This window comes from Massilia sp. UYP32, from assembly GCF_050434365.1.
Lineage (GTDB): Bacteria > Pseudomonadota > Gammaproteobacteria > Burkholderiales > Burkholderiaceae_D > Telluria > Telluria timonae.
This window is the reverse complement of sequence record NZ_JBNDIK010000031.1, coordinates 52,035-77,035: the sequence shown is the minus strand read 5'-3', so window position 1 is coordinate 77,035 and position 25,001 is coordinate 52,035. Positions and strand designations below refer to the sequence as shown.

Below are 25,001 nucleotides of genomic sequence, written 5' to 3'. Positions count from 1 at the left end.
CGGGGTCAAACGAAGTTGGCGCCGGAAGTCGTCCTGGCGCGACCGGTGCGGGCTACTATGTGAACATCATTCTAAAAAATGTTCAAGTACAAAGGAGACAAGCGTGAGCACAGATATTGCCGATCTCGACCTGGAAAGCGCCTATTCCTCGGTTTCCGCAACCTACAAGGGCAAGGGTGACCTGCATGCCGCCTGCCGCGCAGCGCGCGCCACGTCGCCGATCTTCGTGGGCGACTTCATCCAGCAATTCGGCGTGCCGACCAACGCCGGGATGCAGCAAGGGACGCGCCCGACCTTCGCGCTGTTCCGCCACCAGGACGTCATGGCGGTCCTGCGCGACGCCAGCAGCTATACCAGCGGCTTCATCGCCGAGGGGCTCGGCGCCTTCTTCGACGGCCTGATCGTGCTGGCGATGGACGGCGAGCAGCACCGCAGCGTGCGTGCGCTGCTGCAGCCGGCCTTCATGCCCGAGACGGTCAACAAATGGCGCGACCAGATCGACGCTGTCATCCGCAAGGACTTTCTGGAGCCGTTGGTGCCGCTGAAAAAGGCCGACCTGATGGAGTTCGGCCTCGGCTTCCCGATCCGCGAGATGTATGCGCTGATGGGTTTCCCGACCGATAACACGGAGCAGTACCGCCAGTATGCCGCCTGGGCCCTGGCCATGGTCGGCGGAAACCAGATCGACCCGAGCAAGGCCGCGGAAGCAAAGCGCAATGCCGGCATCGCGGTCAAGCTGCTGTATGAGGCCATCCATGCGGTCGTGGTGCAACGCCGCGCCACGGGCAGTGCGGGGGACGACCTGATCGGGCGCCTGCTGCGTGCCGAGCACGAGGGGCGCATGCTCGACGACCACGAGGTGACTACCTTCGTGCGCTCGCTGCTGCCTGCCTCCGGCGAAACCACGACCCGTACCTTCAGCTCGGTGATGACGCTGCTCTTGAGCACGCCGGGGCTGCTGGAGCGCGTGCGGGCCGACCGCGCCCTGGTGCCGAAACTGATCGACGAGGCGGTGCGCTACGAACCAGTGGCGACCTTCAAGGTCCGCGAGACGGCCAAGGAGGTCGAGTTCCATGGCGTGACGATCCCCAAAGGTTCGTTCATCCAGTGCATGGTGGCCTCGGCCAATCGCGACGAGGAAGTGTTCGAGCATCCCGACGTGTTCGATATCGATCGCCGCGCCAAGCCTTCATTTGGCTTTGGTTTCGGCCCCCACATGTGCATCGGCCAGTTCGTCGCCAAGATGGAGCTCAACTGCGCCGTCAATGCGCTGCTCGACCTGTTCCCCAACCTGCGCCTGGATCCGGACCAGCCGCCGCCTGTGATCGAGGGCGCCCAGCTGCGCGGCGCCGCCCACGTCCACGTCATCTGGGACTGAAACCATGAAGACCTTCAAGACGATTCCACAGCGGGCCGACTTCGACTACCAGTGCCTGGTCGCACCCCAGCAGGTCACGGGGGAGGGCCTGGCCGACCTGCGCGACCATTTCGGCCTCAAGCTGACCAAGCACATGCCTTTCGGCTGCGTCCGCGACCGCGACGGCGAGATCTACGCATTCGTGCGCGCCCTGAATGCGCCCGGCAGCAGCCCGAACCCGACCAAGTTCATCTACCAGTCGACCCGGGTCGGCGACGGCAGGCATATCCGCATCGACAAGGCGAAGAGCGGCGGGCAGGCACTCACCATGTTTCCGCAGCGATGGCTGGACAATGGGACAGCCGGCTGGTCGAGCCAGGAGGGCGAGCCAGGCAAGCCGTGGCGCCTGACCGCATCCGGCACGCAGTTCAGCTGGAAGGAGGAAGGCCTGTTCGATCTTGCCGGCACCCTGCTCGGGAATGGCATGCAGTGGTACCTGCCGGGCCGCGACTGGGGAACCTTCTACGTGTCGCAGCTGTACGATGTCGCAGGCACATGCGAGGGGCGGCCAGTGAAGGGAATCATCACCCTCGACCAGGCCTGGATGGCCGAAGGCGGGGCGATCCACTTCCAGAAAGACCTCGTGGTCAACAACAAGATGCACGTGATCTGGTGGACCTTCGCCACCGTCTATACTGACGGCAGCTGGGACAGCGGGTCCTTCATGGTCGGGCACGGGAACCTGGGCTATGCCATCTTCCAGAACCACAAAGGGGAGATTCGCTGCACGACCGACATCGAGGGGCAGGTCGTCCACAAGCCGGGATCGTATTTCGTGGACAGCGCGCATATCGTCCTGGACGGTGTCGAGCGCTGGGAGTTCCTACCTGATCCGAAGGGCGAAATGGTCGACTTCGTGGGCGGTTTCCCGATTACTGCCCAGCAGGAAGGGCGCTGGCGCCGCGTCGGCGACACGCGCGAGCCCGATCGCTCCCTGGGCTGGGGCGAAACCGACCGGCGCAACGGCAGCGCGCGAGACGTACCCGGTGACGAGTTGCCGACCGCAGGAGAATCCCCATGAGCATGGACACGGATCCCATTCGCCGCTTCCTCCACACTCAGGCGGCATGCTGGAACGCCGGCGACAAGGCGGGTTTCCTGTCGGCCTACCGCGAGGCCGCTCCGGCCGGATTGACCATCGAGTACGTCGGCCAGCCCGCTTCCGATGGCTGGCCGGTGCTGGACGCGATGTGGGCCAGGCAGAACGCCGCCATCGCGATCGAAGAAGTGGCGCTGATCGTCAACGGAAACGAAGCCGCCTGCCATAACCGGAACCTGGTGAGGGGAACGGAGCGCGCCATCGAAACGATCGAGCTCTATCGCTTCGACAGCGAAGGGCGGCTAGCCGTGCGCTATTTCATCGCCAGGCCCTGAGCCTACCGTAGAAGTCAGTCGACAATTTCCAGAAACCTGTATATATTGAACAGAAATAGCCATTCTGTACAATAATTCGAGCCGCGCCAGATCGTACGAGCGACTGCGGCACAGGAGACATGGATGACCCGGCTACTGCAGTGTGCAGGCTGGCGTGCCGGCGGGAGACGGCCATGACGCGCTTGCCAACCGTTCCGCTCGCCGGCTTCCCGCCATCGCTGGCTGCGGCCGTCGAGCGTGGACGCGCCAGCCGGATGCTCAGCTCGACTGTCCCGGTGCAGGTCTGGGCCCACCGCCCGGAGCTCGCCGAAGCCTGGCTCGCCACGCTCGAGGCAATCCATTCGCGCGGCCTGTTGCCCGGGCGACTGCGCGAACTGGTGCGGCTGAAAATCGCTTCCATCACGACGTGCAAGGCCTGTCAGCTGGCCCGCAAGGACGATGCGGTGAGCGAGGAGGACATCGCCTGCCTGGCATCCGGCGACGCGCGCTTCAGCCCGCCGGAACAGGCTGCCTTGCACTATGCGGAGCTGTTCGCTGCCGATTACATGGCCATCGACGATGCCGTGTTCGACGCGCTCAAGCGCCACTACACCACGCCTGAAATCGTCGAACTGAACATGTTCTGTGCGCTGATGCTGGCAGGCGGGCGCATGACCTACGTGCAGCAGGCCTACGAGCCGGGGGCGTGATGGACAAACCGATCCTCCACCAGATCCGGGTGATCGAATTCGCCAGCGGCATCGCGGGACCGGCGGCCGGATTGCAGCTGTCCGAGGCCGGCGCGGAGGTGATCCGAGTCGAGACGCCCGCCATGTCGGACGATACCGATTCGGTCCTGTTCTCCGTACTTAACCGCGGCAAGCAACGGCTCGCGCTCGACCTGGATACCCCGGCCGGCAAGGCGGCGCTGGCCTCACTGCTCAAGGGCGCCGACGTGCTGCTGCACGACCTCACCCCGGCGCAGGCCGCTGCGCATGGACTGGACGATGGGGCGCTGGCCGCCGTGAACCCGCAGCTGGTTGTGTCGGCGATCGGGGGCTGGCCGCGCAGGCATCCTCTGGCCGAGGCGCCGCCGCGCGAGACCCTGGTGCTGGCGCGGCTGGGATTGCTGGACGAGCAGCCCGGCCACCGTCCGGGCCCGGTGTTCGTGCGCATGCCTTTTGCCGGCTGGCTCGCGGCCTGGTTCAGCGCCATCGGCGTGATGGCCCGGCTGGTAGCACGCCGCCGCGACGGCCGCGGCGGCACTGCGCATACCAGCCTGGCACAGGCGGCGCTCGCGCCGATGAGCATGCACTGGTCGCGGGCAGAACGCCCGACGCCTGTGTTCGCCAAGGGATTGTCCAAGGACACGCCGATCCCGCTGCACCGGTGCGCCGATGGCGCATGGGTGCACGTGCATTACTCGCCCGACAAGGCGCCCTGGATGGCGGAAGCGCTGGCCGGCATGGGCCCGGACGCCGTGGCGGCGGAAAACGCCAAGTACCCACCGAGTCACGTGGCGCCCAATTTCGGCGCGAACAAAGCCATCATGGCCACCCGGCCGGCATGCGACTGGGTCCGCCACTTCTGGGAACATGATGTCGCAGCCCAGGTCGCCGCCCCCTTCGGCGCAATCTACGCCAGCGCCCAGGCGCGCGCCAACGGCTACGTGGTCGAGGTCGAAGACCGCGAGCGGGGAAGGGTGCTGCAGCCGGGGCCGGCCTACCTGACCCAGCCGCCACCGCGGGTGCGAGGGCCGCTGGCGGGCCGGGATCCCGCACCGCTTCCCGGAGCGCCGGCCACGTTGGCGGCGCCAGCGCCGGCGCCGCTACAGGCGGCCGGAATACCCATGCCGCCGCTGGCCGGGATGAAGGTGCTCGACCTGGGCGCCTACCTGGCCGGTCCCTTTGCCACCATGCTGCTGGCCGACCTCGGCGCCGAGGTCATCAAGGTCGAACCGCCGGCGGGCGACGCCATGCGGCGGCTGGAACGGATCTTCGCCGGAACCCAGCGCGGCAAGCTCGGCGTCGCGCTCAAGCTCGGCGAGGCCGGGGCACAGGAGGCGCTCGAGAAACTGGTGCGCTGGGCGGATGTCGTGCACCACAACATCCGCCTGCCCGCCGCGCGCAAGCTCGGCATCGACCATGCGGCGCTCAGCCGGATCAACCCGGCCCTGGTGTTCTGCCACATCAGTTCCTATGGACCCGAGGGTGAGCAGAAGGACTGGCCGGGCTTCGACCAGCTGATGCAGGCGGCCTGCGGCTGGGAGGTCGAGTGCGGCGGCCAGGGCAATCCGCCGATGTGGCTGCGCTTCGGCGTGGGCGACTACCTGGCCGCGCTGTCGTCCGTGTTCGCGGTGCTGCTGGCGCATTACCGCCGGCTCGAAACCGGGGAAGGGCAGATGGTGGCCTCGTCCCTGCTCGGCGCCACCCTGCCGACGGTGGCCGAGGCCGTGATGCTGCCCGACGGCGCGATCACGCCGATCGCGCACCTCGACGCGGCCCAGACCGGGCTGTCGCCGGACCACCGGCTGTACGGCTGCAGCGATGGCTGGCTTGCGCTGGCCGCGTTCGACGGGCGCGAACGGGAGGCCCTGGCGCAGCTGGCCGGCGCGACGGTCCGGGAGCGCGAGGCGTGGTTCGCCGCACGGCCGCGGGAACTCGCGCTGGAAGCACTGCGCGGCGCCGGCGTGCCGTCCGAGCCGGTGCTGGAGTCGCAGGGCGAGGCCTTCCTCGACGACCCGGCCTGCGCTGCGGCCGGCCTGCATGCGCGCTACCGCCATGCGGTGTACGGAGAACTTGAACAGGTCGGCGCCTATTGGGACTTCGGCGACCTGCCATTGAAACTGGACCGTCCGCCGCCGGCGCTGGGCGAACACAGCGCCCAGGTCTGGGAGCGGCTCGGGTTCGGACCGGCCCAGGTCGATGCGCTGGAGCGCCAGGGGCTGACCGTCCTGAAGACCCCATCCACAGGAAACCCATGAACGACCTCGATTTTTCCGGAAAGACCGTCCTCGTCGTCGGCGGCTCCAGCGGCATCGGCAACGGCATTGCCCAGGCCTTCCGCGCGCGCGGCGCCGACGTGCACGTATGGGGCACGCGGCCGGGCGCCGGCGACTATGCCGGCGAGCCCGGCTCGGACCTGGAAGGCCTGCATTACGCCCGGGTCGACGTCGCCGACGCGGACGCCGTCGCCACGGTGGCAGTACCGTTCGACCGTCTCGACGTGCTGGTGTGCGCCCAGGGCATCGTGCGCTACCGGCGCGAGGAATTCAAGCTGCCCGCATTCCGCGAGGTCGTCAACGTGAACCTGGTCAGCCTGATGGCCTGCGGCGACCGCTTCCACGACATGCTCGCACGCGCGGGCGGTTCGATGATCATCGTCAGCTCGGCGGCCGCCTTCCACTCGACGGTCGGGACGCCGGCCTATAACGCATCGAAGACAGGCGCGTTCGGCCTGACCCGCACGCTCGGCGAAGCCTGGGCCCGCGACGGCATCCGGGTCAACGGCATCGCACCGGGGCTGGTCGCGACAAAACTGACCCGGGTCACCACGGATCGCCCCGAGCGGCTCGAAGCCTCGCTCAGGAAGATACCGCTGGGCCGCCTCGGCACGCCCGCCGACATGGCAGGTGCGGCGCTGTTCCTCGCTTCGCCGCTTGCGGCCTACGTGCTGGGGCAGACGCTGCTGGTCGACGGCGGCCTGTTGCTTGCATGAGACTGAACACGGGAGACTGAGATGGCATGGGATTTCGAAACCGACGCGGCGTTCCAGGCCGAGCTGGACTGGATGGCGCAATTTGTACGCAACGAGGTGGCGCCGCTCGAGCATGTGCTGGGCAGCCCGTGGAATATCCACGATCCGCGCTTCGAACTGCTGGTGCGCCCGCTGCAGCGGCAGGTGCGCGAGCGCAGCCTGTGGGCCTGCCACCTCGGGCCGGAACTGGGCGGCGCAGGTTTCGGCCAGGTCAAGCTCGGCCTGATGAACGAAATCCTGGGGCGCGCGCTGTTCGCGCCCATCGTCTTCGGCGCCCACGCGCCCGATTCGGGCAATTGCGAAATCCTTGCGGCCTACGGCACGGAGGAGCAAAAGGCGCGCTTCCTGGCGCCGCTGCTGGCCAACGAAGTCGTTTCCTGCTTCGCCATGACCGAGCCGCAGGGCGGCGCCGACCCCAAGGTGTTCACCTCGCGCGCGGTAAGGGATGGCGACGACTGGGTCATCGACGGACAAAAATGGTTTGCATCGAACGCACGCTACGCGGCATTCTTCATCGTCATGGCGGTCACCGATCCGGATGCGCCTGTCTACCAGGGCATGAGCATGTTCGTCGTGCCGGCCGATACGCCGGGAATCGAGATCATCCGCAATGTCGGGGTCGCGGACGACCCGGAAGCCACCCACGCCTACCTGAATTTCGCCGGGGTGCGGGTGGGGGTCGATTGCATGCTGGGCGAACCGGGCGCCGCATTCGCCATTGCGCAGGTGCGGCTGGGAGGCGGCCGGGTGCACCATGCGATGCGCGTGATCGGCCAGGCTCAGGGCGCGCTCGACGCCCTGTGCGAGCGTGCGCTTTCGCGCAGCACGCAGGGCTCGCTCCTGGCGGACAAGCAGATGGTTCAGGAGAAGATCGCGGACGCCTGGATCCAGCTCGAACAGTTCCGGCTGCTGGTCATGCGCACTGCCTGGCGCATCGACAAGTATCACGACTACCAGAAGGTACGCAAGGACATCGCCGCCGTGAAGGCGACCATGCCCAAGGTCCTCCACGACATCGCGTCGAGTGCGCTCCAGGTGCATGGCTCGATCGGCGTCTCGACCGAGATGCCCTTCGTCGGCCTGATCGTGCGTGCCTACCAGATGGGACTCGCGGACGGGCCGACCGAGGTGCACAAGGTGACCGTCGCGCGCCAGCTGTTGCGCGATTACGTAGCCTGTGAAGACCTGTTCCCCGATTACCATCGCCCGACCGCCGCCGCCGCCGCCGCGGAAAAATTCCGGCCGGTGCTGGGATGAGCGGCGCGGCCAACGAGACCAGGCCCGACCTGGATGCGCTGGCGCGCTGGATGGATGCGCAGGGGATCGGGGCAGGGCAGCTGAGGCGCGTCACGGCGCTGACCGGCGGCACGCAGAACGTACTGCTGCGCTTCGAGCGCGGCACCGGACAGGCCTATGTGCTGCGCTGCCCGCGCCAGGGCGCGCCAGCGGAGGTTCAGCGCGGCTTCCTGCGCGAGGCACGGCTGCTGCAGGCGCTGTCCGGCAGCGCGGTGCCGCATCCGGCCCTGGTCGCGTCCTGCGCCGACGCGACCGTTCTGGGGGTGCCGTTCTACCTGATGGCGCCCGTCGACGGCTTCACGGCCACCCCGAATCCCCTGCGCGGGCGCTACGCCGAGCGTGCCGACTGGCGCCGGGAGATGGGCTTGTCGATGGTGGATGGCTTGCTGCGGCTTGCCGAGATCGACCCGTGCCGGGTCGGCCTGGATGATTTCGGCAAGCCCGACGGCTTCCTCGAGCGCCAGGTTCCGCGCTGGCTGCGCCACCTGGACGCGTGCCGGCAGTACGCCGGCTGGCCGGGGCCGGAATCGCTGCCCGGCGTGGCGGAGGTGGCGCAGTGGCTGGGCGAACGGGTGCCGAAGCACTTCACTCCTGGCCTGCTGCATGGTGATTATCACCTCGGCAACGTGATGTTCAGGCACGACCGTCCGGTGCTGGCCGCGATCATCGACTGGGAGCTGGCCACGGTGGGCGATCCGCTGCTCGACCTGGGATGGCTGGTCGCCACCTGGCCCGATGCCGAGGGACGCGGCGCCGGGACGATCCGCGTCACGCCAGCGCAGGGACTGGCATCGAGCGCTGAACTGGTTGAGCGCTACCGCGAAGGCAGCCGGCGCGACCTGTCGGCCTTCGACTGGTACCTCACGCTGGCGCGCTTCAAGCTGGGCATCATGCTCGAAGCCAGTCATGCGCGGTCCTGCGCCGGCCAGGCGGACTATGGAACCGGTGTGCGGCACCATGCTTCGGCGCTACGCCTGCTCGGCCAGGCGCTGTCTTCGATCGAGGGGAGCCATGCCTAGCGAACAAGTCCAGGCAGCGTCCGGGCACGGCGTGCTGGCGGCCATGGTCGCATGCCAGGTCGGCCTGCATGCCTGCGCCCAGGGTGTGCGGCTGGCCGCGCCGCTGGGCGTGCTGGCGCTGGGCCAGTCGGCCTGGTCGGTGGGGCTGGTGATGACGATGTTTGCCGTTTTCCCCGCCTTGCTGGCCTTGCCCGCAGGGCGCCTGGCCGACCGGCGCGGCTACCACCTCCCGGTGCGCATCGCGGCCTGCTGCGCGCTGGCGGGAACGCTGCTGGCGGCCGCATCGCAAAGCTTGTTCACGCTCTGTGCGGCTGCGGCCCTCAGCGGTGCGGGGTCGGGATTCGGGATGATCGCGATCCAGCGCAGCGCCAGCCGGCTCGCGAGCACCGATGCGGCGCGCCTGCAGGTGTTCAGCTGGATCGCGCTGGCGCCCGCAATCGCCGGCCTGGTCGGTCCCATGCTGGCCGGCGTGCTGATCGACAAGGCGGGATTTTCAGCAGCCTTCCTGGCGCTGGCGTCGTTGCCCGCGGCGACGCTGCTGGCCGCGCAGGCGGTTCCCGCCGAAGCCCCGCGCCCCGTCCCGGCGCCTGAGAAGCGCCGGGCCTCCGCCTGGGACCTGCTGCGGCTGGCCCCGTTCCGGCGCCTGCTGCTGGTCAGCTGGCTGATCTCGGTGTGCTGGGACGTCCACGGTTTCGCATTGCCGCTGCTCGGCGTCGAGCGAGGCCTGAGTGCCTCGGCGCTGGGCGCCGTGCTCGCTGCCTACGCGGCGGCCTCGATGCTGGTGCGCCTCCTGTTGCCGCTGCTGGCCGGGCGCTTGGCGAGCGGCACCCTGCTGGCGGGCGCGATGCTGCTCGCCTGCGCGGTATTCGCTGCGTATCCGCTTCTGCACAGCGCCTGGACCATGGCTGCCTGCGCGGCCGTGCTCGGCGTTGCGCTGGGCGTGGTGCAGCCGGCGATCCTCGCGTCGCTGCACGACGTCGCGCCGCCCGGACGCCACGGCGAAGCGCTGGCGCTGCGCTCCATGGCGATCCACGCTTCGATGGCCGCGATGCCGCTGCTGTTCGGCGCCGTCGGGGCGGCCGCCGGCGCCACCGTCCTGTTCTGGCTGATGTCCGCAGCGCTCGGGGCGGGCGGCGTCCAGGCACGGCGCATCCGGCTGGCAGCGCCATGAACGGATCGATGGGAACAACCTACCTGAAGGAGAGAGCATGGAACTGAATGGCAGACGGCTGATCGTTACCGGCGCGGCCGGCGGGATCGGCGCCAGCGTGCTGCGCGGCCTGGTAGCGGCCGGGGCGCGGGTGGCCGCGATGGATGTCAACGACGCGGCAGGGAGCGAAGAGGTGGCCCGTGCCGACGCGGCCGGCCCCGGGTCGGCACGCTACTACCGCTGCGACGTGCGGCGGCGCGCCGAGGTCGATGCCGCTTTCGAGGCCGCCGCCGCATGGCTCGGCGGGCTGGATGGGCTCGTGAATATCGCCGGGATCGAGCGCGCGGCGCCGGCCGAATCGATCGGCGACGCCGACTGGGACCTGATGTTCGACGTGAATGCGCGCGGCACGCTCAACACCAACCAGGCGGCCTTTCCTTACCTGAGCGCGAAAGGTGGCCGGATCCTGAACTTCGGGTCGGCTGCAGGCGTGATGGGATTGCCCGGTTGCGCCCACTATTCGGCCGCCAAGGCGGCCGTGCTGGGCTGGACCCGCACCGTGGCCAAGGAATGGGGAAGGTACGGCATCAGCGTGAACGCGGCCGCGCCGGGGATGTGGACGCCGATGTACGAGGCACACCGGGCGCGCATGGACGCCGAGGCGCTCGCCGCGCACGACAGGATGATGGCCGGCCTGATTCCGCTCGGGGGCAGGCTGGGCGACCCGGACCGTGACATGACGCCTTTCGTCGTCTTCATGATGGGCGAGGGCGCGCGCTTCATCACCGGCCAGACGCTCGCCGTGGACGGGGGACTGATGATCCCTTGACGCCGGGCGCATGCCCGGAACTGCTTGGCAATTCTCCAGAAATAGAGCACTATCTGCAAAAGTGTTCAACAAATGGCCGGCCGCGCGCCGGACGACAACAGGAGGATGACAACATGAGCAGTGTGAAGGAAGTGAGCCTCGAGAGCGCCTATTCGGGCGTGGCCGACAATTACCGCGGCGAGAACGTCGACCTGCATGCGATCTACCGCGACATGCGCAGGAACTCGCCGATCATCGCCGAGAACTTCATGGGCAGGCTGGGCGTGCCGAACATCGCCGGGCTGGACCCGAACCGGCCGACCTTCACGGTGTTCAAGTACAAGGAAACCATGGCGGTGCTGCGCGATGCCGCCAACTACACCAGCGGCTTCATTGCCGAAGGCCTGGGCGCGTTCTTCGACGGCCTGATCCTGACCGGCATGGACGGCGAGGCGCACAAGAAGGCGCGTGCGCTGCTGCAGCCGATCTTCATGCCCGAAGTGGTCAACAGCTGGCGCGATTCGAAGATGGATCCGATCCTGCGTAACGAGTTCCTGCTTCCGCTGGTCCCGCAGAAGAAGGCCGACCTGATGGAATTCGGCCTGTATTTCCCGATCCGCCTGATCTATGCCCTGATCGGATTCCCCGGCAACGACCCGGACAAGATCAAGCAGTACGCGGCGTGGGCGCTGGCGATCCTGGCCGGCCCGCAGGTGGACGCCGAAAAGGCCGCGCTGGCGCGCAAGGCGGCGATGGACGCGGCCAAGGCCCTGTACGACGCGACCCACGAGGCGGTGGTCGAGGTGCGCCGCAATGGCGCCCAAGGCGATGACCTGATCAGCCGCCTGATCCGCGCGGAGAGCGATGGCCGCAAGTTCGACGACCATGAGGTGACCACCTTCGTGCGCTCGCTGCTGCCGGCAGCCGCCGAGACCACGACGCGCACCTTCGGCACCCTCATGACCCTGCTGCTGGAACGTCCGGACCTGCTCGAACGCGTGCGCAGCGACCGCAGCCTGGTGCCCAAGGCGATCGACGAGGCGATCCGCTTCGAGCCGGTGGCCACCTTCAAGGTGCGCCAGGCCGCGCAGGACCTGGAACTGGCCGGCATGGCCATCCCGAAAGGGGCCATGGTGCAGTGCATCGTCAGTTCCGCCAACCGCGACGAGGAAGCCTTCGAAAACAGCGAGGAATTCGATATCGACCGCAAGCCCAAGCCATCCTTCGGCTTCGGATTCGGTCCGCACATGTGCATCGGCCAGTTCATCGCCAAGACCGAACTGCAGGTGGCGGTGAACGCGATCCTCGACCTGATGCCGAACCTGCGCCTGGATCCGGACATGCCGGCGCCGCAGATCACCGGCGCCCAGCTGCGCGGGCCGAAGCACGTGCACGTGATCTGGGATTGATGTTTGGTCATTTGGTGAACAGATTTGAGAAAAGTGTTTAATAAATTGGATTTCTGTTCTAGAATGAAGCCAGAGAAAACCAAACGCTGGTTAAGCGAACACCTTCCTCGGAGACAACGATGAAATATGAAGACCTGATCCTCGTCAGCGTGGACGACCACGTGATCGAACCGCGCGGCGCTTTCGACCGCCACATGCCTGCCAAATTCAAGGGCCGCCAGCCGAAAGTCGAGACCGTCAAAGGACGCGACGTCTGGGTGTTCGAAGACAAGGCGACCGGCTACATGGGGCTGAATTCGGTGGTCGGCCGCCCGAAGGAAGAATATGGCATGGAGCCGCTTTCCTACGAGCAGATGCGGCGCGGCACCTGGGACATCAAGGCGCGTGTCGACGACATGAACGCCAACGGCGTACTGGGCTCGCTGTGCTTCCCGACATTCCCGGGTTTTGCCGGACAGCGCTTCCAGGTGATGAACGACCGCGAGGTCAGTCTCGCCGCGATCCAGGCCTACAACGACTGGCACCTGCACGACTGGTGCAACGCGGCGCCGGGCCGCTTCATCCCGCTGATGATGGTGCCCTGGTGGGACATGCAGGCAGCCGCCGCCGAGGTCAAGCGCCTCGCGGACCAGGGCGTGCATGCGCTGACCCTGTCCGACAACCCGACCGTGCACGGCTATCCGTCGATCCACAACGCACACTGGGATCCGTTGTGGAAGGCCTGTGCCGACAACGACGTCGTCATCTGCTGCCACATCGGCACCGGCGTCAAGGCGGCGCACGCCTCGGACGAGTCGCCCATCGACGCCTGGATCACCTCGATGCCGATCTCGATCTCCAACTCGGCAGCCGACTGGATCTGGGCGCCGATGTGGAAGAAGTATCCGAAGCTGCGCATGGCCCTGTCCGAAGGCGGCATCGGCTGGATTCCCTACCTGCTCGAGCGCGCCGACTTCACGCACAGCCATCACCACGAGTGGACCAACTCGAACTTCGGCAACAAGAAACCGAGCGACATCTTCAACGAACACATCATCACCTGCTTCATCGAGGATGCGTTCGGCCTGAAGAACCTCGACTCGATCAATGTCGACAAGGTCACCTGGGAATGCGACTACCCGCATTCCGACTGCACCTGGCCGAATTCGGCAAACGTGTTCTGGAGCCAGGCGCAGCACCTGTCGGACGAGGTCATCAACAAGATCACGCACCTGAACGCGATGCGCGAGTTCTCCTACGATCCGTTCTCGATCCTCGGACGCGAGAACTGCACCGTCGGCGCCCTGAAGGCGCAAGCCACCCACGTGAGCATCGAGCCGGCCCTCGGCCTGGGCGGCGCCGCGCCGGAGCGCGATCCGAGCCGTCCGGTCACCTCGGGCGACATCAACAAGATGTTTGCCGCCGCCGACGCGCAGACCGCGCTCTGAGCATCTGCCGGGGAGGGTAGGGCTTCCCCTGAGTCCTGTCCGCGTCGCCAGCCGGCGCTTCCGCGTGGCCCGAGGGTCGCGCCGGACGCGTGCGGCCGCGCGGTACAGGCGCATCGACTCCACCGCATGACCGACCATGTCCATTGACCAGTTCAAGTTCAGTCCCATCCCGCCGGAGGCCGAAGCCATTCGCGCCGATGTACGCCGCTTCCTTGCGGAGGCCCTGGCGGATTATCCGCCCACCCGGCGCGCCGAATCCTGGATGGGATTCGACGCCGCCTTCAGCCGCCGCCTAGGCGAGCGCGGCTGGATCGGCATGGCGCTGCCGAAGCGTTACGGCGGCGCCGATGCCAGCCCCTTTACCCGCTATGTGGTGATCGAGGAACTGCTGGCGGCAGGTGCCCCGGTGTCGGCCCACTGGTTCGCCGACCGCCAGAGCGGGCCGCAGATCCTGCACTACGGCACCGACGCCCAGAAGGCCTTCCACCTGCCGGCCATCTGTCGCGGCGAGCGCTTCTTCTGCATCGGCATGAGCGAGCCGAACTCCGGTTCCGACCTGGCCTCGATCCGCACCAGTGCGCGCCGGATGGGCGACAAGTGGGTGGTCAATGGCCAGAAGGTCTGGACCACCAACGCCCACCGTTCGCACTACATGATCGCGCTGGTCCGGACCGATCCGGACAGCAAACGCAACGAGGGCCTGTCGCAGTTCATCATCGACCTGAGCCTGCCCGGCATCACGATCCGTCCGATCAGGGACCTGACCGGCGCCAGCCATTTCAACGAGGTGTTTTTCGACGGGCTGACGCTGGACGCGGATGCCCTGATCGGCACCGAGGGGCAGGGCTGGGCCCAGGTGACCGCCGAACTGGCGTTCGAGCGTAGTGGTCCCGAGCGCTTCCTCAGTTCGATCGCCCTGCTCGAGACCCTGATCGCCGAGGTCGGCCGCCAGCCGGACGCGCTGCAGGCGAAGGAGATCGGCCGCCTGGCTGCACGCCTGGTCACCCTGCGCCAGATGTCGCTGGCGGTGACGGCGCAGCTGGCCGCCGGCCGCAACCCCGCCTGGGAAGCCTCGGTGGTCAAGGACCTGGGCACCAGCTTCGAGCAGGAACTACCGGAACTCGCCCAGCTGTTGCTGGACGTGGCGCCGGCCACGCGCGGCTCGAGCGAGCACGCGCGGGTGCTGGCCTACCTGACCCAGGAGGCCCCTTCATTTTCACTGCGCGGCGGTACGCGCGAAATTCTCCGCGGGATCATCGCGCGCGGAATGGGAATGCGCTAATCATGAGACAAATGTTCGATTCTACGGTCGAGCGCCTGTTCGCCGACCTGGCCAGCCCCGTAGCGGTGCTGGCATGCGAAGACGGTTCCTGGCCGCAGGCGATGTGGGCGGCCGTCGAGGAGTCCGGCTTTCCGCTGGCCCTGGCGCCCGAATCGCTGGGCGGCGCCGGAGCCGGCTGGGCCGACGTGTGCGGCGTGGTCCGCCTGGCCGGGCGCCATAACCTGCCGCTGCCGCTGCCCGAGGCCATGCTGGCCAACTGGCTGCTCGGCGCGGCCGGACTGGCGCCGGCGCCGGGCGCGGTCAGCATCGCAGGCACGGGTTCGCTGCGCCTGCAAGGCGGCGTGGTGAGCGGCGAGGCGATTGAAGTGCCCTGGGGCGGGACGGTGCCCTTCGTGGTGGCGGTGACGGGCGGCGCCGAGCCGGCCGTCGTGCTGCTGCCGACCGAAGCGGCGCGACGCCTGGAGAGCGCGAATACGGCGGCGGAGCCGCGCACCACGCTGTCGTTTCAGGACGCGGCGCCGGCCGCGCGGGCACCCTTGCCGTCGGGCTGGCCAACGGACGTGCTGCTGCTTGGCGGGGCGATGATACGCGCGGCCCAGATCGCGGGCGCGCTCGAAGCCGTGCTGGAGATGGCGACCGGCTACGCCTCCGAACGGGTCCAGTTCGGCAAGCCGATCGGCAGCTTCCAGGCCATCCAGCACCAGGCCGCGCTGCTCGCCGAGCACGCCGCGGCGACGGTCATGGCGGCCGAAGCCGCGTTCGCGGCGGCCGAGACGCGCATCGTGCGGCTGCCGGCGATCGCCGCCAAGATCTGCGCTTCCGAGGCGGCCGGCATCGGCGCCGGCGTCGCGCACGCGGTCCACGGCGCGATCGGGTTCACCCATGAGCATGCGCTGCACCTGAGCACCCGCCGCCTGTGGTCCTGGCGCAGCGAATTCGGATCTGCGACCGCGTGGTCGCAGCAACTTGGCAGGGCCGTGTGCGCCGCCGGGCCGGCAGGCTTCTGGCCCAGCGTGACCGACGGCCATTTCGACACCCTGATGGAGCAGCGCTCATGAAACCCTTTCTGATCCTGGAGCGCGATGGCGCCATCCTGACCGTCCGCATGGACAGTCCCGAGACGCGCAATGCCTTAAGCGCCCCGCCGCAGATGCAGGAGTTCGTCGACATGTGCGCGATGGTGCGGGCGGACCGCGGCATCAAGGTGGTGGTCCTGACCGGCAACGGCCCGGCCTTCTGCGCCGGCGGCAACGTCAAGGACATGGCCGAGCGCGGCGGCATCTTCGCCGGCTCGCCCTACGAAGTGAGCGAAAGCTACCGCAACGGCATCCAGCGTATTCCGCTGTGCCTGTACACGCTGGACGTACCGGTGATCGCCGCCATGAACGGTCCGGCCATCGGCGCCGGCCTGGACCTGGCCTGCATGTGCGACGTGCGCATTGCGGCCGACACCGCGAAATTCGCCGAAAGCTTCGTCAAGCTGGGCATCGTACCGGGAGACGGCGGGGCCTGGCTGCTGCCGCGCATCGTCGGCATGCCCAAGGCGAGCCTGATGGCGCTCACCGGCGACACCATCGATGCCGCGACCGCCCTGGCCTGGGGGCTGGTGACGGAAGTCGTGCCCGCCGCTGAACTGGAAGCCAGCGCCCTCGCCATTGCCCGGCGCATGGCGGCCAACCCGTCGCACGGGCTGCGCCTGACCAAGCGGCTGCTGCGCGAAGGGCAGCACATGCGCCTCGACTCGCTGCTGGAGATGTCGGCCGCCTTCCAGGCGCTGGCCCACCACACCGAGGACCATGCGGAAGCAGTATCCGCCTTCCTCGGCAAGCGCAAACCGCGATACCAGGGGCGCTAGGCCCACGCACTACCCAGAATCAGGAGAAGCAGCATGCGCAGTGTTTTTCGCGAAGACCATCACATGTTCCGCGAGATGGCCCGGCGGTTCATCGAGAACGAAATCGTGCCCCACCTGGCGGAGTGGGAGCACGCAGGCATCGTCCCCAAGTCGGTGTGGCGCAAGGCGGGCGAAGTGGGCCTGCTGTGCTCCACCGTGCCCGAGGAGTACGGCGGCGCCGGCGGCGACTTCGGCCACTCGGCCGTGATGATCGAGGAGCTGGCGCGGGTGAATGCCACCGCGATCGGCTTCACCACCCACTCGGAAATCGTCGCGCCCTACATCGTCGCCTACGGCAGCGAGGAGCAGAAGCGCCGCTGGTTGCCGAAAATGGTCAGCGGCGAGACCATCGGCGTCATCGCGATGAGCGAGCCGGGCATCGGTTCCGACCTGCGCTCGATGCGCACCAGCGCGCGACGCGACGGCGACGACTACGTCATCAACGGCCAGAAGACCTTCATCACCAACGGCGGCAACGCCGACCTGATGGTCACCGCCACCAAGCTCGATCCGGGCGCCAAGGAGCTCACCCTGGTCTGCGTCGAGGCCGACCGTCCCGGATTCTCGAAAGGTAAGCTGCTCGAGAAGATCGGCCTGAAGGGGCAGGACACTTCCGAGCTGTTCTTCGACGAGGTGCGGGTGCCGGCCGCGAACCGCCTGGGCGAGGAGAACAAGGGCTTCGGCTACCTGACCCACCAGCTGGCCTGGGAGCGCACCATCATCGGCCTGCGCGCCGCCGCATCGATCGATGCGCTGCTCGAAGACACGCTGGCCTACGTCCGCGAGCGCAAGGTGTTCGGCAAGACCGTGTTCGACTTCCAGAACACCAAATTCAAGCTGGCCGAATGCAAGGCCCAGGCCACGATGCTGCGCGTGTTCGTCGACGACTGCCTGGCGAAGGCGATGCGCGGCGAGCTGTCGGCGGAAGTGGGCGCCATGTGCAAGCTGATGGGGTCGGAAATGCAGGGCAGGGTGCTGGACGAGCTGCTTCAGCTGCATGGCGGGTACGGATTCATGAGCGAATACAAGATCAGCCGCGCGTGGGTCGACGCGCGCGTCGCCAGGATCTACGGCGGCACGTCGGAGATCATGAAAGAGATCATCGCGCGCTCTCTGTAGCTCCGAATTCACGGCGAACTACTTTTCCACGATCTTTTCATTGAACTTCCCGACCGAGGCCCGCTATGAACTCGCCCCTTAGCCCTGCCGCCGGCGCTGCGCTGCGCGCCGTCACCCTGGACGATAAATACACCGTCGACAAGGGACAGATATTCCTGAGCGGCGTCCAGATGCTGGCGCGCCTGCCGATGCTGCAGAAGGCGCGCGACCTGCGTGCCGGGCTGAACACCGCCGGCTATGTCTCCGGCTACCGCGGCTCGCCCCTCGGCGGACTCGACCAGGCGCTGTGGAAGGCGAAGAAGCACCTGGAACAGCACGATGTCGTGTTCCAGCCCGGCCTGAACGAAGACCTCGCCGCAACCGCGGTATGGGGCACCCAGCAGGTGAACCTGTACGAAAGCGCAACCCGCGACGGCGTGTTCGGCATGTGGTACGGGAAGGGGCCGGGCGTCGACCGCTCGGCCGACGTCCTCAAGCACGCCAACTCGGCAGGCACGTCTCCCAAGGGCGGGGTGCTGATGCTGGTTGGCGACGACCATGCGGCCAAGTCCTCCACCGTGGCGCACCAGTCCGAACACCTGCTGGTTGCCTGCGGCATCCCGGTGCTGTATCCGTCCAGCGTGCAGGAGTTCCACGACTATGGCCTGCACGGCTGGGCGATGAGCCGGCATGCGGGCCTGTGGGTGGCGATGAAATGCGTCACCGATGTGGTCGAGTCCTCCGCCTCGGTGGAGATCGACACGGAAGGCCTGCAGATCGTGCTGCCCCCGGCGCCGGCGCTGGAAGGCGGGTTGGGCATCCGCTGGCCGGACGCGCCGCTCGAGCAGGAGGCGCGGCTGGTCGACCACAAGTGGTATGCGGCGCTCGACTACATCCGGGCCAATCGCCTGAACCGGGTGGTGGTCGACGCACCAAGGGCCCGTTTCGGTATCGTCGCGGCCGGCAAGGCCTATCTCGACCTGCGCCAGGCGCTGGTCGACCTCGGCATCGACGATGACGCCTGCGCGCGCATCGGCATCCGCATCCTGAAGGTGGGCTGTGTCTGGCCCCTGCACGCCGATGACGTCCAGGAGTTCGCGTCGGGACTGCGCGAGATCCTGGTAGTGGAAGAAAAGCGCCAGGTGCTGGAATATGCGATCAAGGAGCAGCTGTACAACTGGCCGCACGCGGAGCGCCCGAGTGTCTACGGCAAGTTCGACGAGCGCGCCGGCGCCGGCGGGGAATGGTCGGCGCCGCGCGGGCAGTGGCTGCTGCCTGCCCGCTACGAACTGTCGCCGGCGCTGATCGCCAAGGCGATCGCGCGCCGTCTCGGCCAGGCCGAGCTGCCCGCCGACCTGCAGGCAGCCATCGATGCGCGCATCGCCATCATCGAGGCCAAGGAGCGAGAGGCGGCACGGCCGCGGGTGACGGCCGAGCGCAAGCCGTGGTTCTGTTCCGGCTGTCCGCACAATACCTCGACCCGGGTGCCGGAAGGCTCGCGCGCCCTGGCCGGCATCGGCTGCCATTACATGGCGCTGTGGATGGACCGGCGCACCGAGACCGTCAGCCAGATGGGGGGCGAGGGCGTCAGCTGGCTCGGGCAGATGCATTTCACCAGCGACCGCCACGTGTTCGTGAACCTGGGCGACGGCACCTACTTCCATTCCGGCCTGCTGGCGGTGCGCGCGGCGATCGCAGCCAAGGCGAGCGTCACCTACAAGATCCTGTATAACGACGCCGTCGCGATGACCGGCGGCCAGCCGGTGGACGGGACCCTGACGGTGGCCCAGATCGCCCAGCAGCTCACTGGCGAAGGCGCGCTGCGGGTGCTGGTGGTGAGCGACGAGCCGGAAAAGTATGCGGACCGCAGCGGATTGCCGGCCGCCGTCACGGTCCACCACCGCGACGAACTCGATGCACTGCAACTGGAACTGCGGGACACGGCCGGGGTGTCGGTGCTCATCTACGAGCAGACCTGCGCCACCGAGAAGCGCCGGCGCCGCAAGCGCGGCGAGGCCACCGATCCGCCGCGCCGCGCCTTCATCAACGCGGCGGTGTGCGAGGGCTGCGGAGACTGCTCGGTAGCGTCGAACTGCCTGTCGGTGGAGCCGCTGGAGACGCCGCTGGGCACCAAGCGCAAGATCAACCAGAGCTCCTGCAACAAGGACTTCTCCTGCGTGAACGGGTTCTGCCCGAGCTTCGTGACGGCAGAGGGGGCGCAGTTGCGCCGTCCGCAAGCCAAGGCCGTACCGGCAGCGGAAATTCCGGAGCCTACCCTGCCGGCCCTGGATGGCGTGTGCGGCATCGTGGTCCCCGGCGTCGGCGGCACCGGCGTCGTCACGATCGGTTCCCTGCTCGGCATGGCGGCTCACCTGGAAGGCAAGGGCGTCAAGGTCCTCGACATCACGGGGCTGGCCCAGAAGGGCGGTGCGGTGCTCAGCCACATCCAGATCGCCGCGAAGACAAGCCTGATCCATGCGACGCGGGTGCCTACCGGCGACGCGGCGGTGCTGATCGGCTGCGATGCGATCGTCGCCGCGTCGCTGGACGCACTGTCGCGGGTCCGGCGCGGCCGCACCCGCGCGGTGGTGAACAGCGCCGCCGTGCCGTCCGCGGCCTTCCTGTCGAACCCCGACTGGCGCTTCCCCGGCGCCAGCGCGGAAGCGGACCTGCGTGCGAGCGTGGGCGATGCCTGCGAGTTCGTCGATGCGAACGCGCTCGCCACCCGCCTGTTCGGCGACACGATCTTCGCCAACCCGCTGCTGCTCGGCTATGCCTGGCAAAAGGGCTGGATTCCGCTCGGGCGCCAGGCGCTGCTGCGCGCCATCGAGCTCAATGGAGTGGCGGTCGAGAAGAACCAGCGCGCGTTCGAGATGGGCCGCCTGGCGGCCCACGATCCGTCAGCACTTGCAGAGAGCCGCAGGGCGCAGGAGACGGGCGCGGTCGTGGTGGACATGCCCGTGACGCTGGAGCGCCTGGTCGAAGAGCGCGCCCGGCTCTTGCGCAGCTATGGAGGCGAGGCCTATGCGCAGCGCTACCGGGCCGCGGTGGCGCGCCTGCGCGCTGTCGAAGCGGATCTTCCCAGGCAGCGCCGCCAGCCGCTGACCGAGGCGGTGGCGCGCAATCTCGCCAAGCTGATGGCCTACAAGGACGAGTACGAAGTGGCGCGCCTGCACAGCGCGCCCGAGTTCCTGGCAGCCTTGCGTGCGCAGTTCGAAGGCGAGCCGGGCAAGGATTACACGCTGAACTTCCACCTGGCGCCACCGCTGCTGGCACGGCCCGGCGCGGACGGACGGCCGGCCAAGCGCCGCTTCGGCTCATGGATGATGCCGGTGTTTCACCTGCTGGCGCGCATGCGCTGGCTGCGCGGGACCGCGTTGGACCCGTTCGGCATGAGTGCCGAACGGCGTCGCGAGCGCCAACTGGTCGAGGACTATTTTGCCCTGGTTGCCCTGTTCTGCGAAACGCTCACGGACGAGCGCATGGAGACGGCGCTCGCGTTGGCGTGGCTTCCGGAAAAGATTCGCGGCTACGGCCACGTGAAGGAAAAGGCCATGGACATGGCCGACGAGAGGCGTGCGCAGCTGATGGCACAGTATGGCGCGCCCGTATCCCAACGACAAAAAGCCTGAAGGAGAACTGCATGAAAATACTGGTACCCGTCAAACGCGTGGTCGATTACAACGTCAAGGTCCGCGTCAAATCCGACGGCAGCGGCGTGGATATCGCCAATGTCAAAATGTCGATGAACCCGTTCGACGAGATCGCGCTGGAAGAAGCCGTGCGCCTGAAGGAATCCGGCAAGGTCACCGAAGTGGTCGCCGTGTCGGTGGGCGTGGCCCAGTGCCAGGAAACTCTGCGTACCGGCATGGCGATCGGCGCCGACCGCGGCATCCTGGTCGAAACCAGTGTCGAGACCGAGCCGCTGGCCGTGGCCAAGATCATGAAGGCGCTGGCCGACAAGGAACAGCCGCAACTGATCATCCTGGGCAAGCAGGCGATCGACGACGATTCGAACCAGACCGGCCAGATGCTGGCTGCGCTGCTGGGCTGGCCGCAAGCCACCTTCGCATCGAAAGTGGTGCTGGAAGACGGTAAGGTGACCGTGACCCGCGAAGTGGACGGCGGCCTGGAAACGGTGCAGCTCACCCTGCCGGCCATCATCACCACCGACCTGCGCCTGAACGAGCCGCGCTACGTGACGCTGCCGAACATTATGAAGGCCAAGAAGAAGCCGCTGGAAACCGTCAAGCCGGAAGACCTGGGCGTCGACGTGACCCCGCGCCTGAAGACCCTGAAAGTGACCGAGCCGGCCAAGCGTTCGGCCGGCGTCAAGGTGCCGGACGTGGCGACCCTGGTGCAGAAGCTGCGCCTTGAGGCCAAAGTCATCTAATCATACTTAGGAAAAGAACATGGTCGCACTCGTCATTGCAGAACACGACAACGCCTCCCTCAAGGGCGCTACCCACCACACCGTGACCGCGGCCGCCCAGTGCGGCGCAGGTGGTGCAAATGAGGTCCACATCCTGGTCGCCGGATCGGGCTGCGGCGCCGCCGCCGAAGCCGCCACGCAGATCGCCGGCGTCTCGAAAGTGCTGGTCGCCGATGCGCCGCACTTCGCCGACGGCCTGGCCGAGAACGTCGCCGAGCAGATCCTGGCGATCGCCGGCAGCTACTCGCACATCCTGGCCCCGGCCACCGCCTACGGCAAGAACATCCTGCCGCGCGTGGCGGCCAAGCTGGACGTCGCCCAGATCTCGGAGATCACCAAGGTCGAGTCCCCGGACACCTTCGAGCGTCCGATCTACGCCGGTAACGCCATCGCCACCGTGCAGTCGAGCGACAGCGTGAAGGTCATCACCGTGCGCGGCACCGCGTTCGACGCCGCAGCAAGCGGCGGTTCGGCCGCCGTGGAACAGATCGCAACCAGCGGCGACATCGGCAAGTCGGCCTTCGTGGGCCGCGAACTGGCCAAGTCGGACCGTCCGGAACTGACCGCCGCCAAGATCATCGTGTCGGGCGGCCGCGGCATCGGCTCGGCCGAGAACTTCAAGCTGCTCGAGCCGCTGGCCGACAAGCTGGGCGCCGCCATGGGCGCATCGCGCGCCGCGGTGGACGCGGGCTTCGTGCCGAACGACTGGCAGGTCGGCCAGACCGGCAAGATCGTCGCCCCGACCCTGTACATCGCGGTCGGCATCTCGGGCGCGATCCAGCACCTGGCCGGCATGAAGGACTCGAAGACCATCGTCGCCATCAACAAGGACCCGGAAGCGCCGATCTTCTCGGTGGCCGACTACGGCCTGGTGGGCGACCTGTTCGACGTCGTTCCGCAACTCGTCGCGGAAATCGACTAGGCCCGTGGCCGGTGGTGCAGTGCCGACCCATCGGCGTTCCCGGAATACGCCATGACTGCAAGCACTCCATCCACCGATCCATCTCCGGCCGAAGAGCGTCAAGTACACATCCACCTACGCAAGATCCCGCTGCTGGCGGGGCTGTCGGGCGAGGAAATCATCCTGGTGAAGCAGGAAATCCGCATCCGCCAGTACGGCAAGCGCGACATCGTGCTGCAAAAAGGCGGGCATGGGGATGGCCTGCTGTTCCTGCTCTCGGGGCAGCTGCAGGTGGTGAACGTAACCGAGGACGGGCGGGCGATTGGCCTGCGCATGCTGGCGCCGGGGGATTTCTTCGGTGAGATCGCGCTGATCAACAATTCCACCCGTACGGCATCGATCGTCGCGATGTCCGAGGCGCTGGTGGGCTTCCTGCCGGCGGCCACCGCGCTGCACTTGTTCTCGCACTCGCCGTCGGTGGCAATGGGGATGCTCCGGCACCTGGCCGAAAAGATCGAGCGTGACTCGGAGTTCCGATCCCTGCTGAGCATTAACAACACGGCCAAGCGCATCTACACCTACCTGGTGCTGATGCAGAAGAACAAGCAGGACGACCCTGGCGCCCCGGCGGTGGTCGAGAACCTGCCGACCCACCAGGACATCGCCAACATGATCAATACCAGCCGCGAGACCGTGACGCGCGCGCTGGCCGCGCTGGCCCAGCAGGGCATCGTGCAGAAGGATGCGAACCGGCTGATCATCATCAAGCCGGACGCATTGCAGAAGCTCGTCAAGGGCTCCTGACGCGCGCGCTCAGCGCTCGAAGATCTCTTCCGGCGTGCGCACGCTGGTGCCGAGGATCGGCCCGACCAGCTCATGTCCCCAGGTCGACAGCTTTTCCGGGTTCAGCTCGTAGCCGTCGTCGTGCCATGGCTCGAGCTCGGCGATGCACTCGATGGCAAAGCCGGACGGCGTGAAGTGATAGAAGGACATATGCGGATCCTGGACGTGCTGGCCCAGGGTCATCATCATTTGCAGCCCCTTCTTGCGCACCAGGTCATAGGTTTCGCCGACGTCGCGCACCGAATTGACCGTGATGCCGACGTGCTGGACCCCGGCCTTGCCCGGCCCGAAACCGTAGGCGATGTCGTGGCTGGTGTGATTGTTGAGCTTGGCGCGGAAGAAGCCGGTCTTGCCCTTGCCGGCCCCGGCGCCGTAATAGCGCATGCCCATGATCCCGGTGAGGAAGTGTTCGAGTTCCGGCGTGTATTCGGGGGTGATCACCACCACGTGGCCTACGCCGCGCTGGCCGCAGGCGAAACCGCCGTGCGGGCGGCCCGGCTGGAACGAGCGCGGCATCCATTTCTGGGCGTAGAACAGCTCGTGCTGGTAGCCGACCGGATCGCGGAAGCGCACCAGTTCCTTCACGCCGCGGCGCTCGCGCAGCGCCTCGTCCGCGACCGTCACTTCGATGCCGTGTTCGCGGAAGCGCTCGACGGCGGCCTGGAATTCCAGCTTGCCGCGGGCTTCCCAGCCGAGGTAGGCGAGGCGGTCGATCTTCCCCGGATGGAAAGCAATGCGATGGCGCCGGTCGTCCATCCTGAAGTACAGCGAGTCAAGATCGCCCTCGGGTGAGGCGCCGATCTGGAAGCCCATCACTTGCGGGCCGTATTCGCGCCATGCATCCAGGTTCGCGGTTTCGAACCCGAGGTAGCCGATGCCGATGATGTCCATATGTCTTCCTCCTCCTACTGTTGTT

21 protein-coding genes are annotated in these 25,001 nt (G+C 67.4%); 20 read left to right on the top strand and 1 reads right to left on the bottom strand.

Features of this window, described 5'->3' with window-relative positions; genetic code table 11:
* Positions 1–103 precede the first annotated feature (103 nt).
* The 20 genes from ABIB42_RS22305 to ABIB42_RS22210 all read left to right on the top strand — a co-directional run bounded on the left by ABIB42_RS22305 (position 104) and on the right by ABIB42_RS22210 (position 24,046).
* Positions 104–1,378 (top strand): cytochrome P450, encoded by a 1,275-nt coding sequence (locus ABIB42_RS22305; protein ID WP_005666888.1) that lies wholly within the window; start codon positions 104–106, stop codon positions 1,376–1,378.
* 4 nt (positions 1,379–1,382) lie between these two features.
* The gene (locus ABIB42_RS22300) at positions 1,383–2,438 is read left to right on the top strand and encodes a hypothetical protein (protein WP_429249007.1); all 1,056 of its coding nucleotides are present in this window, start codon (positions 1,383–1,385) and stop codon (positions 2,436–2,438) included.
* Positions 2,435–2,791 carry a hypothetical protein gene (locus ABIB42_RS22295; RefSeq protein WP_005666891.1) on the top strand — a complete coding sequence of 119 codons (357 nt, stop codon included), beginning with the start codon at positions 2,435–2,437 and terminating at the stop codon, positions 2,789–2,791. The genes ABIB42_RS22300 and ABIB42_RS22295 overlap by 4 nt, the downstream gene beginning before the upstream one ends.
* 173 nt (positions 2,792–2,964) lie before the next feature.
* On the top strand, positions 2,965–3,480 hold the full coding sequence (locus tag ABIB42_RS22290; protein WP_005666892.1) for a carboxymuconolactone decarboxylase family protein: 516 nt from the start codon (positions 2,965–2,967) through the stop codon (positions 3,478–3,480).
* Positions 3,480–5,753: a CoA transferase gene (locus ABIB42_RS22285; RefSeq protein WP_429249006.1), complete on the top strand. Its 2,274-nt coding sequence runs from the start codon at positions 3,480–3,482 to the stop codon at positions 5,751–5,753. The genes ABIB42_RS22290 and ABIB42_RS22285 overlap by 1 nt, the downstream gene beginning before the upstream one ends.
* A complete protein-coding gene (locus ABIB42_RS22280; RefSeq protein WP_005666897.1) occupies positions 5,750–6,487 on the top strand; it encodes an SDR family NAD(P)-dependent oxidoreductase in 738 nt (245 codons plus the stop codon). The genes ABIB42_RS22285 and ABIB42_RS22280 overlap by 4 nt, the downstream gene beginning before the upstream one ends.
* 21 nt (positions 6,488–6,508) lie before the next feature.
* On the top strand, positions 6,509–7,783 hold the full coding sequence (locus tag ABIB42_RS22275) for an acyl-CoA dehydrogenase family protein (protein WP_005666900.1): 1,275 nt from the start codon (positions 6,509–6,511) through the stop codon (positions 7,781–7,783).
* Entirely contained in the window at positions 7,780–8,841 is a 1,062-nt protein-coding gene (locus tag ABIB42_RS22270; RefSeq protein ID WP_005666903.1) for a phosphotransferase family protein, read from the top strand. Before ABIB42_RS22275 ends, ABIB42_RS22270 begins: the two co-directional genes overlap by 4 nt.
* Positions 8,834–10,012, top strand: a complete 1,179-nt coding sequence (locus tag ABIB42_RS22265) for an MFS transporter (RefSeq protein ID WP_184238920.1) — start codon at positions 8,834–8,836, stop codon at positions 10,010–10,012. The genes ABIB42_RS22270 and ABIB42_RS22265 overlap by 8 nt, the downstream gene beginning before the upstream one ends.
* A 37-nt stretch (positions 10,013–10,049) precedes the next feature.
* Positions 10,050–10,820 (top strand): SDR family NAD(P)-dependent oxidoreductase, encoded by a 771-nt coding sequence (locus ABIB42_RS22260; protein ID WP_005666907.1) that lies wholly within the window; start codon positions 10,050–10,052, stop codon positions 10,818–10,820.
* Between the two features lie 113 nt (positions 10,821–10,933).
* Positions 10,934–12,208 (top strand): cytochrome P450, encoded by a 1,275-nt coding sequence (locus ABIB42_RS22255; RefSeq protein ID WP_184238918.1) that lies wholly within the window; start codon positions 10,934–10,936, stop codon positions 12,206–12,208.
* Between the two features lie 119 nt (positions 12,209–12,327).
* Entirely contained in the window at positions 12,328–13,635 is a 1,308-nt protein-coding gene (locus ABIB42_RS22250) for an amidohydrolase family protein (RefSeq protein WP_005666911.1), read from the top strand.
* A gap of 136 nt (positions 13,636–13,771) precedes the next feature.
* Positions 13,772–14,917, top strand: a complete 1,146-nt coding sequence (locus ABIB42_RS22245; RefSeq protein WP_005666913.1) for an acyl-CoA dehydrogenase family protein — start codon at positions 13,772–13,774, stop codon at positions 14,915–14,917.
* Positions 14,918–14,928: 11 nt separating this feature from the next.
* Positions 14,929–15,975 (top strand): acyl-CoA dehydrogenase family protein, encoded by a 1,047-nt coding sequence (locus ABIB42_RS22240; RefSeq protein WP_429249005.1) that lies wholly within the window; start codon positions 14,929–14,931, stop codon positions 15,973–15,975.
* Entirely contained in the window at positions 15,972–16,772 is an 801-nt protein-coding gene (locus ABIB42_RS22235) for a crotonase/enoyl-CoA hydratase family protein (protein ID WP_005666917.1), read from the top strand. The genes ABIB42_RS22240 and ABIB42_RS22235 overlap by 4 nt, the downstream gene beginning before the upstream one ends.
* A 33-nt stretch (positions 16,773–16,805) precedes the next feature.
* Positions 16,806–17,930: an acyl-CoA dehydrogenase family protein gene (locus ABIB42_RS22230; protein WP_005666918.1), complete on the top strand. Its 1,125-nt coding sequence runs from the start codon at positions 16,806–16,808 to the stop codon at positions 17,928–17,930.
* A 65-nt stretch (positions 17,931–17,995) separates the two neighbouring features.
* Complete coding sequence (locus ABIB42_RS22225; RefSeq protein WP_005666920.1) at positions 17,996–21,541, top strand: indolepyruvate ferredoxin oxidoreductase family protein; 3,546 nt, start codon at positions 17,996–17,998, stop codon at positions 21,539–21,541.
* 11 nt (positions 21,542–21,552) lie between these two features.
* Complete coding sequence (locus ABIB42_RS22220) at positions 21,553–22,302, top strand: electron transfer flavoprotein subunit beta/FixA family protein (protein WP_005666922.1); 750 nt, start codon at positions 21,553–21,555, stop codon at positions 22,300–22,302.
* A 19-nt stretch (positions 22,303–22,321) separates the two neighbouring features.
* A complete protein-coding gene (locus ABIB42_RS22215; RefSeq protein WP_005666924.1) occupies positions 22,322–23,263 on the top strand; it encodes an electron transfer flavoprotein subunit alpha/FixB family protein in 942 nt (313 codons plus the stop codon).
* Between the two features lie 51 nt (positions 23,264–23,314).
* Positions 23,315–24,046: a Crp/Fnr family transcriptional regulator gene (locus ABIB42_RS22210; RefSeq protein ID WP_005666925.1), complete on the top strand. Its 732-nt coding sequence runs from the start codon at positions 23,315–23,317 to the stop codon at positions 24,044–24,046.
* 9 nt (positions 24,047–24,055) lie between these two features.
* Here the strand turns inward: ABIB42_RS22210 and ABIB42_RS22205 are convergent, their stop codons facing one another.
* Positions 24,056–24,976, bottom strand: a complete 921-nt coding sequence (locus tag ABIB42_RS22205; RefSeq protein ID WP_005666926.1) for a VOC family protein — start codon at positions 24,974–24,976, stop codon at positions 24,056–24,058.
* Positions 24,977–25,001 lie beyond the last annotated feature (25 nt).

Bases quoted from the DNA above. Each gene is read 5' to 3' on its own strand.
- ABIB42_RS22285 (WP_429249006.1), top strand. From the start codon at position 3,480: ATGGACAAACCGATCCTCCACCAGATCCGGGTGATCGAATTCGCCAGC.
- ABIB42_RS22260 (WP_005666907.1), top strand. From the start codon at position 10,050: ATGGAACTGAATGGCAGACGGCTGATCGTTACCGGCGCGGCCGGCGGG.
- ABIB42_RS22300 (WP_429249007.1), top strand. From the start codon at position 1,383: ATGAAGACCTTCAAGACGATTCCACAGCGGGCCGACTTCGACTACCAG.
- ABIB42_RS22295 (WP_005666891.1), top strand. From the start codon at position 2,435: ATGAGCATGGACACGGATCCCATTCGCCGCTTCCTCCACACTCAGGCG.
- ABIB42_RS22245 (WP_005666913.1), top strand. From the start codon at position 13,772: ATGTCCATTGACCAGTTCAAGTTCAGTCCCATCCCGCCGGAGGCCGAA.
- ABIB42_RS22220 (WP_005666922.1), top strand. From the start codon at position 21,553: ATGAAAATACTGGTACCCGTCAAACGCGTGGTCGATTACAACGTCAAG.
- ABIB42_RS22250 (WP_005666911.1), top strand. From the start codon at position 12,328: ATGAAATATGAAGACCTGATCCTCGTCAGCGTGGACGACCACGTGATC.
- ABIB42_RS22265 (WP_184238920.1), top strand. From the start codon at position 8,834: ATGCCTAGCGAACAAGTCCAGGCAGCGTCCGGGCACGGCGTGCTGGCG.
- ABIB42_RS22280 (WP_005666897.1), top strand. From the start codon at position 5,750: ATGAACGACCTCGATTTTTCCGGAAAGACCGTCCTCGTCGTCGGCGGC.
- ABIB42_RS22235 (WP_005666917.1), top strand. From the start codon at position 15,972: ATGAAACCCTTTCTGATCCTGGAGCGCGATGGCGCCATCCTGACCGTC.
- ABIB42_RS22215 (WP_005666924.1), top strand. From the start codon at position 22,322: ATGGTCGCACTCGTCATTGCAGAACACGACAACGCCTCCCTCAAGGGC.
- ABIB42_RS22290 (WP_005666892.1), top strand. From the start codon at position 2,965: ATGACGCGCTTGCCAACCGTTCCGCTCGCCGGCTTCCCGCCATCGCTG.
- ABIB42_RS22205 (WP_005666926.1), bottom strand. From the start codon at position 24,976: ATGGACATCATCGGCATCGGCTACCTCGGGTTCGAAACCGCGAACCTG.
- ABIB42_RS22240 (WP_429249005.1), top strand. From the start codon at position 14,929: ATGTTCGATTCTACGGTCGAGCGCCTGTTCGCCGACCTGGCCAGCCCC.
- ABIB42_RS22275 (WP_005666900.1), top strand. From the start codon at position 6,509: ATGGCATGGGATTTCGAAACCGACGCGGCGTTCCAGGCCGAGCTGGAC.
- ABIB42_RS22225 (WP_005666920.1), top strand. From the start codon at position 17,996: ATGAACTCGCCCCTTAGCCCTGCCGCCGGCGCTGCGCTGCGCGCCGTC.
- ABIB42_RS22230 (WP_005666918.1), top strand. From the start codon at position 16,806: ATGCGCAGTGTTTTTCGCGAAGACCATCACATGTTCCGCGAGATGGCC.
- ABIB42_RS22270 (WP_005666903.1), top strand. From the start codon at position 7,780: ATGAGCGGCGCGGCCAACGAGACCAGGCCCGACCTGGATGCGCTGGCG.
- ABIB42_RS22255 (WP_184238918.1), top strand. From the start codon at position 10,934: ATGAGCAGTGTGAAGGAAGTGAGCCTCGAGAGCGCCTATTCGGGCGTG.
- ABIB42_RS22210 (WP_005666925.1), top strand. From the start codon at position 23,315: ATGACTGCAAGCACTCCATCCACCGATCCATCTCCGGCCGAAGAGCGT.